At 66.2% G+C, this 15376-nt stretch carries 13 protein-coding genes; 3 read left to right on the top strand and 10 right to left on the bottom strand.

Annotation, left to right across the window (positions count from 1 at the left end; translation table 11 throughout):
- Nucleotides 1-10: 10 nt before the first annotated feature.
- The 5 genes from ACUXVE_RS09795 to ACUXVE_RS09775 all read right to left on the bottom strand — a co-directional run bounded on the left by ACUXVE_RS09795 (nt 11) and on the right by ACUXVE_RS09775 (nt 6261).
- Entirely contained in the window at nt 11-2413 is a 2403-nt protein-coding gene (locus tag ACUXVE_RS09795) for a VgrG-related protein (RefSeq protein WP_445514317.1), read from the bottom strand.
- Nucleotides 2414-2454: 41 nt separating this feature from the next.
- Nucleotides 2455-3045, bottom strand: a complete 591-nt coding sequence (locus ACUXVE_RS09790; RefSeq protein ID WP_099844663.1) for a lysozyme inhibitor LprI family protein — start codon at nt 3043-3045, stop codon at nt 2455-2457.
- A gap of 129 nt (nt 3046-3174) precedes the next feature.
- On the bottom strand, nt 3175-4032 hold the full coding sequence (locus ACUXVE_RS09785; protein WP_445514316.1) for a lysozyme inhibitor LprI family protein: 858 nt from the start codon (nt 4030-4032) through the stop codon (nt 3175-3177).
- Between the two features lie 209 nt (nt 4033-4241).
- A complete protein-coding gene (locus tag ACUXVE_RS09780; RefSeq protein ID WP_222387946.1) occupies nt 4242-4697 on the bottom strand; it encodes a hypothetical protein in 456 nt (151 codons plus the stop codon).
- A gap of 103 nt (nt 4698-4800) precedes the next feature.
- A complete protein-coding gene (locus ACUXVE_RS09775) occupies nt 4801-6261 on the bottom strand; it encodes a SulP family inorganic anion transporter (RefSeq protein ID WP_445514315.1) in 1461 nt (486 codons plus the stop codon).
- Nucleotides 6262-6470: 209 nt separating this feature from the next.
- On the opposite strand from ACUXVE_RS09775, the gene ACUXVE_RS09770 reads away from it, so the two are divergent.
- Nucleotides 6471-7451 carry a cation diffusion facilitator family transporter gene (locus ACUXVE_RS09770; protein ID WP_117309291.1) on the top strand — a complete coding sequence of 327 codons (981 nt, stop codon included), beginning with the start codon at nt 6471-6473 and terminating at the stop codon, nt 7449-7451.
- Nucleotides 7452-7562: 111 nt separating this feature from the next.
- A complete protein-coding gene (locus ACUXVE_RS09765; RefSeq protein ID WP_004153735.1) occupies nt 7563-7988 on the top strand; it encodes an organic hydroperoxide resistance protein in 426 nt (141 codons plus the stop codon).
- Nucleotides 7989-8255: 267 nt separating this feature from the next.
- Here the strand turns inward: ACUXVE_RS09765 and mmsB are convergent, their stop codons facing one another.
- From mmsB to ACUXVE_RS09740, 5 genes are read right to left on the bottom strand one after another with little or no spacing between them, the layout of a single operon-like run.
- Nucleotides 8256-9146 (bottom strand): 3-hydroxyisobutyrate dehydrogenase, encoded by an 891-nt coding sequence (mmsB, locus tag ACUXVE_RS09760; protein WP_093820763.1) that lies wholly within the window; start codon nt 9144-9146, stop codon nt 8256-8258.
- Nucleotides 9143-10321: an enoyl-CoA hydratase/isomerase family protein gene (locus tag ACUXVE_RS09755; protein WP_445514314.1), complete on the bottom strand. Its 1179-nt coding sequence runs from the start codon at nt 10319-10321 to the stop codon at nt 9143-9145. Before ACUXVE_RS09755 ends, mmsB begins: the two co-directional genes overlap by 4 nt.
- Complete coding sequence (locus tag ACUXVE_RS09750; protein ID WP_445514313.1) at nt 10318-11115, bottom strand: enoyl-CoA hydratase; 798 nt, start codon at nt 11113-11115, stop codon at nt 10318-10320. Before ACUXVE_RS09750 ends, ACUXVE_RS09755 begins: the two co-directional genes overlap by 4 nt.
- Nucleotides 11112-12278, bottom strand: a complete 1167-nt coding sequence (locus tag ACUXVE_RS09745) for an acyl-CoA dehydrogenase family protein (RefSeq protein WP_222387951.1) — start codon at nt 12276-12278, stop codon at nt 11112-11114. Before ACUXVE_RS09745 ends, ACUXVE_RS09750 begins: the two co-directional genes overlap by 4 nt.
- 15 nt (nt 12279-12293) lie before the next feature.
- Nucleotides 12294-13799 (bottom strand): CoA-acylating methylmalonate-semialdehyde dehydrogenase, encoded by a 1506-nt coding sequence (locus ACUXVE_RS09740; RefSeq protein WP_025875748.1) that lies wholly within the window; start codon nt 13797-13799, stop codon nt 12294-12296.
- Nucleotides 13800-13886: 87 nt separating this feature from the next.
- On the opposite strand from ACUXVE_RS09740, the gene ACUXVE_RS09735 reads away from it, so the two are divergent.
- Nucleotides 13887-15281: a helix-turn-helix domain-containing protein gene (locus tag ACUXVE_RS09735; RefSeq protein WP_222387952.1), complete on the top strand. Its 1395-nt coding sequence runs from the start codon at nt 13887-13889 to the stop codon at nt 15279-15281.
- The last annotated feature ends 95 nt before the right edge of the window (nt 15282-15376 follow it).

Genomic DNA, 15376 nt, shown 5'->3' with positions numbered 1-15376 from the left:
TGCAGCAGGCTTACAGGCCGCGGTTGCGCACCTGCTCCTGCTGCTGTTCCTGCACGCGTTGGTTGAACTGGACATCCAGTTCCTCGGTCTGGCGGGTGCTGGCCTCGACCGACTGCGACACGGCCTGTCGGCTGTCGACGAAGGTGCGCTGCGCAGCCGGGTCGCCGACATTGCCCTGCACGGCGAACAAGCCGCTGCCATCGGGGCGTGCGACCACATGGTCGATCTGGCGCATGCCGGCGACCTTGCTCTCGTAGGCCAGCTGGCCGGCGGCGCGTTCGGTTTCCTGTGCATTGGCGAACAGCGGGCACAGGTCAGCCTGCACGCGCTGCTGCTGCAGCTCCTGTAGTTTCTCCAGGGCCTGGTTGAAGCGCGGATTCTCGGCATGCGAAGGATCGCGCATGCTGGGCGCTGCCGGTGCGGTCGGTTCGGCGCGTGCCGGGGCGGCGGCGGTCTGCGCGCCGGCTTTCACTGCGGCCGGGTCGTCCAGGCGCGCCAGGGTCTGGCGGCCGGCCTTGCCATCCTGCTCCAGGCCGTTGTTGGCCTGGAATTGCTTGACCGCTGCCAGCGTGTCCTTGCCGAAGATGCCATCGGTACCCAGCGCCTTGCCGTCGGCGGCGGTGTAACCCAGCGCGGCCAGCTTGCCCTGCAGCGCCTTGACCTCATCGCCGCGTTCGCCCTTCACCAGCATGCCGTCGGCCATCGGCGCCTGCTGCGTGGCGCGTGCGGCCTGCGCTGCTTCCGGCCCCTGCGCGAGTACCTTGCCGCCGAGGGTGATGCGGTCGTTGAGCATGTCGCCGAGGTAGCGGCGGAACTGCGCTGGCTCCACTTCGATATGCGCGTGCACCGGTTTGCTGCCGGCGTTCGACTGCTGGATCAGCGGGGCGCCGTACTCGACGAAGTCACCGTTCTTGTAGGGCGACGTGCCGGCGGCGCCGTGCAGCACCTGGCCTACCAGCTCACGGCGCGGATCGCCGGCCGGGTGGCTGTAGAGGCTGATCGAATTGGTCGCGTCCTTGTTGAACTGCGCGTAGCCGGCCACCGGGTTCGGAATCATCACATCGCGACTGCCCAGGCGATCGGTGAGGATCAGGTCCTTGCGCACCAGCGGAATGTCATTCTTGTCCTCACGTGTACGGATGTTCTCCATCTCGCCTTCGACCATGCCCGATTGGCGGTCGGCCTTGCGGGCATCGCCGGTGCGCACGGCTTCGGCATTGGTGTTGGGGTGATGGATCTTCAGTTCGCGATAGGCCGTTTCGCCACTGATGCCGTGGGCCAGCGTGCGGTTGCTGGTGACATTGCCGTAGGGCTCGATCACCGTGATGCGGCCGCCACCGGGGGCGGCCGCCAGCGGCGCACCATCCGTAGAGGGCGCCTTCGGCTCGTGGCGTTCTGGCGAGGGTACCGATGGCGGTGCCGGTGTCTGTGCGGGTGGGCGAACCCCGGCGTTCAGTGCAGACAGCGTGTCACGCCCCGCCTTGCCGTCTTCTTCCAGCCCATGCGCCTTCTGGAACTGACGCACCGCGTGGTAGGTATCGCTGCCGAAATCGCCGTCGGGCTTCAGCACCTTGCCATCCACACCGGTGTAGCCGGCCTGCGCCAGCTTCTGCTGCAGCGCGAGCACTTCATTGCCGCGTTCGCCCTGCACCAGCACACCGTCGGCCATCGGTGCACGTGCCGGGCGCGCGGCGGACTGACGATGCGCCGGCTCGCCGAACGCCTGTTCGTAGGTCTTGCCCCGGTACGGTTGCGGGTCGTGGTTGATCCTGTCGTAGCGCGCCAGCGCAACCAGCTCGGACTTTTCATTGAGCGTGCGCTCGCGCAGCGAATCCCACTGCTTGGGCGAGCTCTCGAAATGGCGCTGGACGTTGGCGTGCTTGTAATCCTGCACGGCCCGGACAATCTGCTCATCACTCAGATCGGACAGCTTGTAATCATCACCATAGGCTTGTTTCAGGCCATTCTGGAATACACCACGGGTCATGTTGCGATACTGCACCGACGTGCTCCACAGCGCGTCCTGCACGGCAGGGCCGCGACCTTGCAGGTCCACGCCGACCTTCTTCAGGCGATCCATCTGCACGTCGTAATACTGGTGCTGGATGAAATCGTGCTGTTCCTGGGCGAAGCCCTTTTCGTCGCGTGCGGCCACCGCTTTCCAGCGCTCGCTGAAGGCCTCCGTCGCAGGCTTCAGGCCGTGGAACTGGTCCGCATAGCGGGACGACTTCAGGTACTCGTCCACCCCGCCAACGGCGCTGGCGAACTGGTAGCTACCATAGGACACGCCGCCATGGTCACCCTTGCCCGAGGAAATCCAGCCTGGACCACGGTTGTCGGTTTCAAAACGGGCGGAGGTCTGGCCGCGATGCCAGTGTTCCATCGCCTTCCTTGCGTCGGTCACTACATCCATGTCGAAGGACTCCTCTCAGTTGGCAATGCGGTGGATTGAGGTCACTTGCTCCGTGCAGCGGCCTGCAGCTGGTCAACGCGGTTGGCCACGCGGTTGATGCGGCACGACTGCGCGTCCAGCCTCTGGCCCTGGCCATCGGTTTTGGGATCCCAGCGGCAATGGCGATTGGTGTCCGACCACCAGGCAGCCTGCGCATCCATCCAGTCATCCTTGGCCTTGCTGTCGGGACTTGCCACGACACCGGCAACGATCTCGGCCAAGCGGTCTTCCTGGTAACTCAACTCCTCGTCGCCACATGCCTGCAGGCGTGCTGTCACCGCTTCGCTGGCGTCCACGCAACGGGTGTACGCAGGACGCAGGTTGGCCTGGGTGTAGGAGGCATCGGGCAGCGGCGCGGGAAAGTCATCGGCATCCGCGTCGGCATCTGCGGCTGTAGTTGCAGGCGTCGCGCTGGCCGGTGTCGATGTGGCTGCCGGTGTGGGCTCATCTGCGCTGGCGGCAGCGGCAACCGTGGCGCTGTCGGCCGAAGGGGCCTGGCAGGCGCCCAGCAACAGGCACAGCACCAGCGCAATTCCGCGTCGGATTTCAAAGGCGGATCGATCAATGCGCGCAGGCGCGCTCAAGGCTTGCATTGCTTGCTTCTCCCTGGTGAGTCGCCGGGTGGGTCGGCAAAGAGGAGCCGTCCATCGGCCCCATCACGGTGAGGATGCTACGCCAGCGAAGAATGCCGATGCCTGACTGAATTCAGGTTTCAGCTGACATCAACGGCGCTCGCGCGCCTGCAGTTCCACCGCGCGGTTGGCGTAGCGGTTGATGAGGCACGACTGCGCGTCCAGCGCCTGGCCCACGCTCTCTGTAGCCGGGCTGCAGCGCTTGTCGGTGTCCTCGGCCCAAGTGGCCTGTTCGTCCATCCAGCGGTCCTTGGCCGGACTGTCGGGGCCGTTCATCAGGCGCGCCACTTCGGCCTGCAGCTGCGTCTGGTGGTAGGCCAGCTCGGTATCGCCGCAGGCCTGGATATGGTCGTTCATGCCACGGGCCTGCTGCACACAGCGGATGAATTCCGGTCGAAGCGTTGCCTGGGTGTAGGAGGTATCGGGCGGGGCGCTCTGCGCCATCAATGCGTCGGCACGGTTGGCCACGCGGAACAGGCGGCACTCCTGTGCCTTCTGCAGGTCATCCACACCGGCATTGGTCGGAGCGGCGCAATGACGGTCGGTATCGCTGCGCCAGGTCACCTGGGTGGCAAGGAACGCCTGCTTCGCAGCAGCGTCGAGCCCGGTAACAGTCTTGCTGGCACCCTCCTGCAGGCGCCCTTCCTGATAGGCCAGTTCATCCTTGCCGCAGGCCTGCAGCTTGCCCGCATCCTCCACGCCATCCACGCACCAGCCATAAGCAGGGCGCAGGCGACCGTCCGTGTAGGACGCATCCGGGTACCGAGAGGAATCACCGGTCACTGCATGGGGGGGCGCTGCCGCGGCGAGCGGAACCGGAGCGGCCGCCGCTTCGGCCGATGCCGGGGTAGAAGGCGCCTGGCACGCGGTGAGCGCCAGGCACAGGGCCAGCACCTTCCAGTACCGACGGCCGGAGGCGATCTGTTCATTGCCCCCATGGGCATCCATTACCTGCATTGCTTGCATCTCCCTTGCATGTGGCCAGCGGGTGCCGGCCGGGAGGGTCCGTCCATCGGCCCCGATCACGGTGCAGATCCTACGACAGCGGCGGTTTCAGATGGCTGACTGGATTCAGCCTGCGCGGGCTGCGTCGCAATAGCTTGACGCGACCAATTTTGGCGGACGGTGGCCTGCTGCGACCGGCCACCACCGCTCCATCACAGTTCGTTGGGCCGATCAGGCTGCACGATCGGCGCGTGCGTTTCGTAATCGGTCTGCTTCCAACCGCCCCCAGCCTCCCCCGCACCCCACTGGAACGTCCAGGTTTCCACGAAGCCACCGGGAAGCTCATTGGTGATGGTGATCTTCTCACCGGCAGCACCCGAGGCCGGAAGCGGAACGGGAGGGGCCACTGCGACAGAGGCCCGCGCATCGGAGGGGAGCCGGCGCTGCTGCACCGTAATCGTGCCCAGCTCCATCGTCCGCCGATCCGCATCCGGGATGCTGTCCAGCCACCGTGCGATCGCCGCCGCCTCAGCGGTTCCTGCGCGGTGGTGGGACACATGTTCGATGATGACGCGGGGCGAGGTCGCAACCGCAATGGGCGATAGCGCCGTCAAGCCAAGCCCCAGTGCGGAGTACAGAAGTGCCGGAAACACACGTACTTCGATCATCTCTCGTCCTTTTCCGATCTGTGCCGAATGCACGAAATCACAGTGCATCCGGTGAAGGCGGGCCTCAATCAGAAAACTTGCAGACGAAAACAGCAAGCGTCCATCAGTGCGCGCTGCTCCTGCCCCCCACCTGTTCGATCAGCGTCTGGCTGGCGGCATTGAGGCCGACAACACTGACCTCGGCACCATGCGCGACCAGCTTTTCCTGCGCGCGTTGCAGCGCAGCCACGGCAGTCAGGTCCCACAGATGGGCATCACGCAGGTCGATCTGCACTTTCGACGTCACGTGCTGGTAATCGAACGCCGCACCCAGCTGTCCGGCGGAGGCGAAGAATACCTGGCCGCGCACGCGGTAAACCTGCATGTCCATGTCCGCAACGTCTTCGCGTTGCACGTCGAGCATGCGGCCCACCTTGCGGGCGAAGAACAGGGCAGACAACAGCACGCCGCTGAGCACACCCTTGGCCAGGTCGTGGGTGACCACGGTGACCACCACGGTAAGCAGCATCACTGCCGACGAGCTGCGCGGATGCGTGCGCAGGTCGCGCAGTGAGCGCCAGCTGAAGGTGCCGATGCTGACCATGATCATCACCGCCACCAGTGCGGCCATCGGGATCTGCCGCACCAGGTCGCTGCCGTATACCACCAGCACCAGCAGCAGCACGCCAGCCACCAGGCAGGACAGGCGGCCTCGCCCACCGGAGGTCACGTTGATCACCGACTGGCCGATCATCGCGCAGCCGGCCATGCCACCGAGGAAACCGGTGACCGTGTTGGCCAGGCCCTGGCCGACGCACTCGCGGTTGCGCTCACTGGGCGTCTCGGTGATGTCCTCGACGATCTGCAGGGTCATCATCGATTCGAGCAGGCCGACCACCGCCAGGGTGGCTGACACCGGCAGCAGGATGCGCAGCGTTTCCCAGGTGAAGGGCACATCGGGGATGAGGAAGTACGGCAGGCTGTCGGGCAGCTGGCCCATGTCGCCCACGCTGCGTACATCGATGCCGAAGCCGATGACCACGGCGGTGAGCACGATGATCGCCACCAGCGGCGAAGGCACTGCGCGGGTGATGCGCGGCAGCAGGTAGATGATCGCCAACGCGGCAGCGCACAGCACGTACACGGTGGGGCCGCGGCCGATCAGCTCGGGCATCTGGGCCAGGAAGATCAGGATCGCCAACGCATTGACGAAGCCGGTGATGACCGAGCGCGAGACGAAGCGCATCAGCGAGCCCAGCTTGAACACGCCGGCCAGCACCTGCAGCAGGCCGGCCAGGATGCTGGCGGCAAACAGGTACTGCAGGCCGTGGTCACGGACCAGGTCGACCATCACCAGCGCCATCGCGCCGGTGGCGGCGGAGATCATGCCGGGGCGGCCGCCTGCCATCGCGGTGATGACGGCAATGGAAAAAGCAGCGTACAGGCCGACCTTGGGGTCGACGCCGGCGATCAACGAAAACGCGATGGCTTCGGGAATCAGCGCCAGGGCGACGACGGTGCCGGACAGCAGATCACCACGAAGGTTGCCGAACCATTGCTGGCGCAGGGGATAGGACGTTTGCATGGGAAAACTCCGCACACACGCGGGCGAAGCCACGTGGCGCTGCAGTGGAAAGACACGGGTTCCTGAGCCGGTTGGGCCGGCTGCCAAGGGGCGGCAAGGGTCAGGGTGGCGTGGTCACTGCAGTGCGTCGTCGGGGAGCGTGGAAGGGGCGCAGTCTACGGGAACATCCGCCGCCGGGGTAGCGAGGCGCCTTCTGGAAGCAGCGGAGCATGGCTGCGCTCTACAATCGCGGCATGACCACTGACCGACCGCACTTCTTCAACCCGGCAACCGAGCAGGGTGTGCTGCGGCTGTCCATTGCCGCTTCGCTGCTGCTGGCGGCTGCCGCAGTGGTATTCGGCCTGCTGGCCAATTCATCGCTGATCATCTTCGATGGCATCTACGGCCTGATCGACGTGGTGATGACATGGCTGTCACTGCTGGTCGCGCGGCTGATCGCGCTGTCCACGCAGACCGATGCGTTGCAGTCACGACTCAACCAGCGCTTCACCATGGGCTTCTGGCACCTGGAGCCGATCGTGCTGGGCGTGAGCGGTACGTTGATGATCGGTGCGGCGTTGTACGCACTGGTCAATGCAGTCGATGCGCTGATGTCGGGTGGGCGACAGATCGCGCTTGGCCCGGCAATCATCTTCGCGGCACTGTCGATCGTGGCTGAAAGCGCGCTGGCGTGGTTCGTGCTGCGTGCGAACCGTCGCATCGGTTCGGAGTTCATCGCACTGGATGCGAAGAACTGGGTGATCGCCGCGAGCATGTCGGCCTGCTACCTGGCTGCTTTCCTAGGCGGTGTGCTGGTGCACGGCACGTCGTGGGCATGGGTGGGGCCGTACATCGATCCGGCCATCCTCGCCTTCGTCTGCGTGCTGGTGATGATCGCGCCATTGGGCACCGTGCGGCGCGCGCTGGCCGGGATCCTGCTGGTCACTCCGCCCGAACTGCAGGCGCATGTGGATGCGGTGGCGCGGGCAATCGTTGCAAAGCATGGCTTCGTCGAGCACCGCAGCTACGTGGCGCAGGTGGGCCGGGGCGAGCAGATCGAGCTGTTCTTCGTGGTGCGTGAGGATGATCCGCCGCGGCCCCTGCTGGAGTGGGATCACCTGCGTGACGAGATCGGCGATGCGCTGGGCGAATCGTCGCCGGACCGCTGGCTGACCATCATGTTCACCACCGATCGGGAATGGACGATCTAGGCCCGGCGGACGATCCGTCAAGTTTTGCAGACGAACTGTCACCCACCGTCTGCAAAATCCGGGCAAAGTAGGCTCCAACGCACCACCCACCCACTGACCAGGAGCATCCCGATGTCCATCGAAAAGGTTCTGTACACCGCCCAGGCCACCTCCACCGGCGGCCGCGAAGGCCGTTCCGTGTCCTCCGACAACGTGCTGGACATCCAGCTGTCGACCCCGCGCGAGCTGGGCGGCGCTGGCGGCCCGGGCACCAACCCGGAACAGCTGTTTGCGGCCGGCTATTCGGCCTGCTTCCTCGGCGCACTGAAGTTCGTCGCCGGCCAGGCCAAGGTCGCGCTGCCGGCCGACACCACCGTGACCGGCAAGGTCGGCATCGGCCAGATCCCGACCGGTTTCGGCATCGAAGCCGAGCTGACCATCAACGTACCGGGCGTGCCACGCGAGCAGGTGGAAGAACTGGTGCAGAAGGCACACATCGTCTGCCCGTACTCCAACGCTACCCGCGGCAACATCGACGTGACGCTGATCGTTGCCTGATGCGGTGATGCCGGCCAGCGGCCGGCACTACCAAGCGGCTGGGCAAGAAAATGGGCGGATGCCGGTCGAAACCGGGCATCCGCCCATCCCACCTCGGGTGGGCCCCGGCACGTGGCCGGGGACGCATTCGCTTTCTGTAGTGCCGAGCATGGGCTCGGCACTACACGGTCGGCGCGCATCCATCCTTCTGGAGGAGAACCCCCTTGTTGTTCAAGGGGGTGCGCCAACGGCGCGGGGATAAGGTGGAATGCGCGGACCGGCGACCGGTTACCGGTCGCTGGTGATGAGCTGCACGACGCTGGAGAAATCCAGCTTGCCGCGGCCGGCCTGGTGGTTCATCGAGTACAGGTTGCGGGCCATTTCGCCCAGCGGGATCGAGGCGCCGACGCTCATCGCCGCCTCCACCGCCAAGCCCATGTCCTTCAGCATCAGATCGCTGCCGAAGCCGCCGCTGTAACCGCGCGACGCCGGCGCGTTTTCCAGCACGCCCGGCCACGGGTTGCACACTTCGGTGGCCCAGCTGCGGCCGGTGCTGACCGCCATCATCTGCGACAACACCTTCGGGTCCAGCCCGTGCGCCACGCCCAGGGCGATGGCTTCGCCGGTGACAGCCATGATCACGCCCAGTGCCATGTTGTTGCACAGCTTGGCGACCTGGCCGGCGCCACTGGCACCCACATGGAAGATGTTCTTGCCCATCGCCTGCAGTACCGGGCGGGCGCGTTCAAGCGCGTCCTCTTCGCCACCGACGATGAAGGTCAGCGTGCCGGCCTGTGCGCCGGCAGTGCCACCGGACACCGGCGCGTCGATCATCTGCAGGCCGCGTGCGGCGGCCGCTTCGGATACCTTGCGCGCGCTGGCCGGGGCAATCGTGCTGCAGTCGATGACCAGCGCACCGGCGGGAATCGCGGCAAGGATGCCGTCGTCGCCCAGGTATACGCCTTCGACGTGGCGGCTGGCCGGCAGCATCGAGATCACCACCTCGGCATCGGCCAGGGTCTCGCGTGCCGATGCCGCTGCGCTGGCACCCGCGTCGACCGCCGCCTGCACCGCGGCAGGCACCAGATCGAACACACGTACGGTGTGGCCGTTCTTGACCAGATTGGCGGCCATCGGGCCACCCATGTTGCCCAACCCAATGAATGCAATGCGGCTCATGCCAGGCTCCTTTCAGCGAGAGAGGTACCCAGGTCGGCCAGCGGATGCGCAGCATCGGCCCAGGGAGAAGCGAAGAATGTATCGGCCCATGCGCGGTCGGCATCGGCCAGCGTGGCCGGATTCCACGAGGGATTGCGGTCCTTGTCGATCAGCAGCGCGCGGATGCCCTCAGCAAAATCACCATGCGCGGCGCAATGCAGGGCGGTGATGTATTCCAGCCGGTAAACGCTGGCCAGGTCCTGGCCGGCGCTGCGGCGCTGCAGTTCGAAGGCCAACCGTGCCGAACCCGGTGCACCGGCGGCAAGGGTCTTCTGTGCGGCCTGCAGCCACGCATCATCGGTCTGCAGGGTACTGATGCGTTCGACGATGGCGGCCAGGTCATCGCCTGCGCACAGCGCATCGACCTGCGCGGCATTGGCCAGCAGCGGGCCGGTAGCCGCATCGCTGGCAAACGACAGCAGCAGCTGTGACAGGCGCTCGTGGTTGCGTGCGGCATCGGCCGACCACGCGACCTGCAGCAGCGCGTCGAACACCGCACTGCGGCGTTCCTCGGCCACATGCACGTCGGCCAGGCCGGCATAGATCGCATCGCCCGGGTTGAGCAGCGCACCGGTCAGGGCCAGGAACAGGCCACCGTTGCCCGGCACGCGCGGCAGCAGCCAGCTGCCACCTACGTCAGGGAACAGGCCCACGGTGATTTCCGGGAAGGCCAGCTTGGAGCGTTCGCTGACCACGCGATGGCTGGCACCGGACATCAGGCCGATGCCGCCGCCCATCACGATGCCGTGGCCCCAGCACAGGATCGGCTTGGCGTAGGTATGGATCAGGTAGTCGACGCGGTACTCGACGTCGAAGAACTCGGCGGCGTAGTCGTTCCCGCGGATATCGCTTTGGCCGGCGTCGCGGTAGGCACGCATGCTCTGGTACAGGCTGTGCAGGTCACCGCCGGCGCAGAACGCCTTCTCACCGGCGCCCTGCAGCACCACCATGGCGATGCCCTCGTCGTCGGCCCAGGCGTTCAACTGCTGCAACAGCAGGTGCGCCATCGGCAGCGAGAAACCGTTGAGCGTGCGCGGTGCGTTCAGCGTGGCGATGCCGATGCGCGTGCCGTTGCCGGCCACGCGCTCTTCGAACAGCACCGGTGCTTCGGCAGCGTTTGTGTCGACCTCGGTCATGCGTTCTTCCACTGCGCGGCGCGCTTTTCAAGGAATGCACTCACGCCCTCGACCTGATCGGCGGTGTCGAACAGATCGACGAAGGCCTCGCGCTCGGCCACCAGCGCCGACGCATGGGTGCCGGTGCGGGTGGACTGCACCAGGGTCTTGCAGGCGGCAATGCTGGTCGGGCTCTGCTTGCCGGCCTTCTTCGCCCATTCCAGTGCCAGCGCCTTGGCTTCGCCCTTGCCAACCTTTTCTTCGGCAAGACCAATCCGCACGGCGGTTTCAGCGTTGATGCGCTCGCCGAGCAGGATCATGCGCTTGGCCCAGCCCTCGCCGACCAGGCGCGGCAGGTTCTGGGTGCCACCGGCGCACGGCAGCAGGCCGACGGTCGCTTCGGGCAATGCCACCTGGGCGTGCTCTTCGATGATGCGCAGGTCGCAGGCCAGCGCGCATTCCAGGCCGCCGCCCATGGCGTAGCCGTTGATTGCAGCAATCGACACGCCACGGAACGCGGACAGCGCCTCGAAGGCTTCGCCGAAACGGCGTGCCGCTTCGCGTGCGGCAGCCTTGTCGCCGGAAGCGAACTGGTTGAGGTCGGCACCCGCGGAGAAGAACTTCTCGCCATCACCGGTGATCACCAGCGCGTAGATGTCGCGGTCTGCATTGAGCGCGCCCACCAGGTCGCGCAGCGCCGACAGGCTGTGCACGGTCCAGGTATGTGCCGGCGGGTTGTTCAGGGTGATGACCGCGGTGTGGCCATCGGCCTCGACCTTCAGGCCCACGTGTTCCTGGGTACGCCAATCCTTCATCGCAGTTCCTCTTCGGTGTTGAGCAGGTGACGGGCAACGATCACCCGCATGATCTCGTTGGTGCCTTCCAGGATCTGGTGCACGCGCGAATCGCGCAGCAGGCGCTCGATCGGATATTCACGGATGTAGCCGTAGCCTCCGTGGATCTGCAGGGCTTCGTTGCAGATGGTGAAGCCGGCATCGGTGGCGAAACGCTTGGCCATCGCGCACCACACGTTGGCATCGCTGGCGCCGGCATCGAGCTTGCGCGCGGCGGTATGCACCATCTGCCGCGCGGCAACCAGGTCGATGGCCATGTCGGCCAGCTTGAACTGCAGCGCCTGGAATTCGGACAACGCCTTGCCGAACTGGCGGCGCTCGCCCATGTAGCGGCGTGCGGCATCCAGCGCGCCCTGCGCAGCACCCAGCGAGCACGCGGCGATGTTGATGCGGCCACCATCGAGCCCCTTCATCGCCAGCTTGAAGCCGCCGCCTTCCTCTCCCAGAAGGTGGCTGACCGGTACGCGGACGTTTTCGAAGGTGATGCCGCGGGTGGGCTGGCTGTTCCAGCCCATCTTCTCTTCCTTGCGGCCATAGCTGATGCCCGGCAGGTCGGCCGGCACCGCGATCGCGCTGACCCCGCCTGCACCGGCACCGCCGGTACGTGCCATCACCACCAGCAGCTCGGTGGCGCCTGCGCCGGAGATGAAGGCCTTGGCGCCATTCAACACGTAGAAATCGCCATCGCGCACGGCGGTGGTCTTCAGCGAGGCTGCATCCGAACCGGCGCCCGGCTCGGTCAAGCAGTACGAGGCCAGTTTGCTGCCAGAAGACAGGTCATTGCCCCACGCGTCGCGCAGCGCCGGCTGGCCCCACGTGGACACCATCCACGAGGCCATGTTGTGGATGCTGATATAGGCCGCAGTCGACGGGTCGACGTTGGCGAGCTCCTCGATGACGACGGCGGCGTCCAGTCGGCTCAGGCCGCTGCCGCCCACTTCCGGGTCCATGTACAGACCGCAGAAGCCCAGTTCACCGGCCTTGGCGATCGCCTCGCGCGGAAAGATGCCCTCCGCATCCCATCGCGCGGCGTGCGGCGCCAGTTCGGCCTGTGCGAAGTCACGCGCCGCTTCGCGGTACGCCTGCTGCGCTTCTTCCTGTTCCGTCGTCATCGAGTGGCTCATGGCTGCTCCCTGCGGTTACTTCAGGCTGATCGTGGTGTTGACGCCGTGGCTCAGCGTCTCGTCGTCGAACCAGCGCGCGGTGACGGTCTTGGTCTGCGTGTAGAACAGCACCACCTGCTTGCCGTACGGACCCAGGTCGCCCAGCTTGGAAGCACGCGAACCGGTGAACGAGAACAGCGGCACCGGCACCGGGATCGGCACGTTGATGCCGACCTGGCCGACGTCGATGTCTTCCTGGAAGCGGCGTGCAGCGGCGCCGGACTGGGTGAACAGCGCGGTGCCATTGCCGTTCGGGTTGCTGTTGACCATGGCGATGGCCTCATCCAGCGTTTCCGCTTCGAGGATGACCAGCACCGGCCCGAAGATTTCTTCCTGGTAGATGCGCATGTCGGTGGTGACACCGGCAAAGATGGTCGGGCCAACGAAATTGCCCTTCTCGAAACCATCGACCTGCGGCTTGCGGCCATCCAGCACCAGCTTGGCACCCTGCTCCACGCCCGAAGCGATCAGGCCTTCGACGCGATCACGGGCGCTGCAGGAAATGACCGGGCCGACGTCGGTGCCGGCGACCGTGCCACCGCTGACCTTCAGGGTCTTGGCCTTTTCGACCAGGTCCTGCACCCAACCGCGTGCTTCACCGACCAGCACCAGGGTGGAGGCGGCCATGCAGCGCTGGCCCGCCGCACCGAAGGCCGCGCCGACCATCGCATTGAGGGTCTGCTCCTTGTTGGCGTCCGGCAGCACCACGGCGTGGTTCTTGGCGCCCATCATGCACTGCACGCGCTTGCCGGCCAGCGAGGCGCGGTTGTACACGTGGGTACCGACGCGGGTGGAACCGACGAACGACACCGCCTTGATGTCCGGGTGGTCGCAGATGGCGTTGACCACTTCCTCGCCACCGTGCACGACGTTCAGCACGCCCTTGGGAATGCCCGCTTCCAGCGCCAGTTCGACCAGGCGCATGGTGACCATCGGGTCCTGCTCGGACGGCTTGAGGATGAAGGTGTTGCCGGTGGCAATGGCCATCGGGAACATCCACAGCGGAATCATCGCCGGGAAGTTGAACGGGGTGATGCCTGCGCACACGCCCAGCGGCTGCATGATCGAGTAGGTGTCCACGCCGTTGGCCACGTTGTTGGCCAGTTCGCCCAGCTGCAGGTTGCCGATGGCGGCCGCGTGCTCGACTACTTCCAGGCCGCGGAACACATCGCCTTCGGCGTCTGGCAGGGTCTTGCCCTGTTCGGCGGTGAGGATGTGCGCCAGCTCGCTCATGTTTTCGCGGATCAGCTGCTGATACTTCAGGAAGATGCGCGCGCGGGTACCGATCGGGGTCTTGCGCCAGGTCTTGAAGGCTTCCTTGGCGGCAGCCACGGCGGCATCGACTTCGCCCGTGGTGGCGAACGGCACCTGGGCCAGCACGTCCTGGGTGGCCGGGTTGATCACGTCCTGCCAGTGGGAGGTGGCCGATTCAACGAACTGGCCATCGATCAGCATGCGGATACGGGGCGCTGCAACAGTCATGACGACAATCCACGAGGTGCGAAAGATGCTTGGCATTATTCACAGGCGACGCCTCGATTTCCGGCCTGAATCCGCTTAATCTGGCCAATGTCCGCCACGATTCCTGTTAATCCTGTGAATTATTCAGCTCCCCAGCGCCAGCTCGGCCTGCGCCTGTTGCGCCTGCGCGAGCAGCGCGGCTACAGCCAGGCCGACCTCGCCCGCGCCCTGGGGCTGTCGGCCAGCTACCTGAACCAGATCGAGCGCAACAAGCGCCCGCTGACGCCTGCGGTGCAGAAGAAGCTGGGCGAGGTGTTGGGCGATGTTTCCGCCCTGTTCGACGACGATGAGCCCGCCGCGCTGCAGGAGTCGCTGGGCGAGACCCTGCGCGATCTGGGCCTGGCCGACGTCAGCGCCACCGAACTGCGCGCGCTGGCCGGCAACCTGCCGCAGGTCAGCCGCGCGCTGCTGGACCTGCATCGCCGCCACCTGGCATTGCGCGAGCATGCCGCCGCGCTGGAGTTCCAGTTGGGCGAGCCGGGCGCGGGCAGCACGTTGCCGGCCGGCGACCAGGTGCGCGAGTTCTTCAACCGCATGCACAACCACATCCCCGAGCTGGACGAACTGGCCGAGCAGTTGTTCGCCGAATGGGGGCTGGCGCCGGGACACGTGGCGCCACGGCTGCGCCAGCTGCTGGCCGACCGTCACGGGGTGCTGGTGGAAGTGGCTGCGCTGCAGGCCGGGCGCGAGAAGCGCCAGTACGATGCCGGCAGCCGTACGCTGTGGCTGCCCGACTACCTGGAGCCGGGGCAGCAGGCGTTCCAGATGGCGGTCGAGCTGGCGCTGCGCGGCTACCTGCCGCAGATCGATGCGGTGATCGCGCGCACCGGCTTCACCGACGAGGCCCGCATCGCACAGGCGCGTATCGGCCTGTCCAACTATTTCGCCGGTGCGCTGGTGATGCCGTACATGCGTTTCCTGCGCGCGGCCGAGGCCAGCGGTTATGACATCGAGCTGCTGGCGCATCAGTTCGGTGTGGGATTCGAGGCGGTCTGCCATCGATTGAGTACGCTGGCACGCCGCAGTGCGCCGGGGCTGCCGTTCTTCTTCATCCGCGTGGACCGCGCCGGCAACGTGTCCAAGCGCCACTCGGCCACCGATTTCCACTTCTCGCAGGTGGGCGGTTCCTGCCCTTTGTGGATCGTCTATGAGGCGTTCAACCAGCCCGGACGCATCCTCACCCAGACCGCGCGCATGCCCGATGGCCGCCGCCATTTCTGGCTGGCACGGCAGGTCAGCAGCGGCCCGGTCGGCCACGGCCAGCCACGCAAGACCTTCGCGGTGGCACTGGGGTGTGACCTGCAGCATGCGGATCGGCTGGTGTATTCACTGGGGCTGGACGTGCAGAGCCCGGGCAACTCGGTGTCGATCGGGCCGGGCTGCCGGGTGTGCCCGCGCGAGGACTGCATGCAGCGCGCGTTTACCCAGTTGCCGGGGCGGTAGGGGGCGGTCCGGCAGGGCTGCGCCCTGCACCTGCTTCAATCCAAGGCAACAGCAAAAGCAACAGCGGGCATTCCGTGGGATGGCGGGGTGGCATG

Source organism: Stenotrophomonas sp. 3(2025) (assembly GCF_052665395.1).
This window is presented reverse-complemented; position numbering and strand designations above follow the sequence as displayed.

Coding starts and splice junctions, on each gene's coding strand:
- ACUXVE_RS09755 (WP_445514314.1), bottom strand. CDS start 10,321: ATGACCGAGGTCGACACAAACGCTGCCGAAGCACCGGTGCTGTTCGAA.
- ACUXVE_RS09735 (WP_222387952.1), top strand. CDS start 13,887: ATGTCCGCCACGATTCCTGTTAATCCTGTGAATTATTCAGCTCCCCAG.
- ACUXVE_RS09740 (WP_025875748.1), bottom strand. CDS start 13,799: ATGACTGTTGCAGCGCCCCGTATCCGCATGCTGATCGATGGCCAGTTC.
- ACUXVE_RS09745 (WP_222387951.1), bottom strand. CDS start 12,278: ATGAGCCACTCGATGACGACGGAACAGGAAGAAGCGCAGCAGGCGTAC.
- ACUXVE_RS09790 (WP_099844663.1), bottom strand. CDS start 3,045: ATGCAAGCCTTGAGCGCGCCTGCGCGCATTGATCGATCCGCCTTTGAA.
- ACUXVE_RS09765 (WP_004153735.1), top strand. CDS start 7,563: ATGTCCATCGAAAAGGTTCTGTACACCGCCCAGGCCACCTCCACCGGC.
- ACUXVE_RS09750 (WP_445514313.1), bottom strand. CDS start 11,115: ATGAAGGATTGGCGTACCCAGGAACACGTGGGCCTGAAGGTCGAGGCC.
- ACUXVE_RS09775 (WP_445514315.1), bottom strand. CDS start 6,261: ATGCAAACGTCCTATCCCCTGCGCCAGCAATGGTTCGGCAACCTTCGT.
- mmsB (WP_093820763.1), bottom strand. CDS start 9,146: ATGAGCCGCATTGCATTCATTGGGTTGGGCAACATGGGTGGCCCGATG.
- ACUXVE_RS09795 (WP_445514317.1), bottom strand. CDS start 2,413: ATGGATGTAGTGACCGACGCAAGGAAGGCGATGGAACACTGGCATCGC.
- ACUXVE_RS09785 (WP_445514316.1), bottom strand. CDS start 4,032: ATGGATGCCCATGGGGGCAATGAACAGATCGCCTCCGGCCGTCGGTAC.
- ACUXVE_RS09770 (WP_117309291.1), top strand. CDS start 6,471: ATGGCTGCGCTCTACAATCGCGGCATGACCACTGACCGACCGCACTTC.
- ACUXVE_RS09780 (WP_222387946.1), bottom strand. CDS start 4,697: ATGATCGAAGTACGTGTGTTTCCGGCACTTCTGTACTCCGCACTGGGG.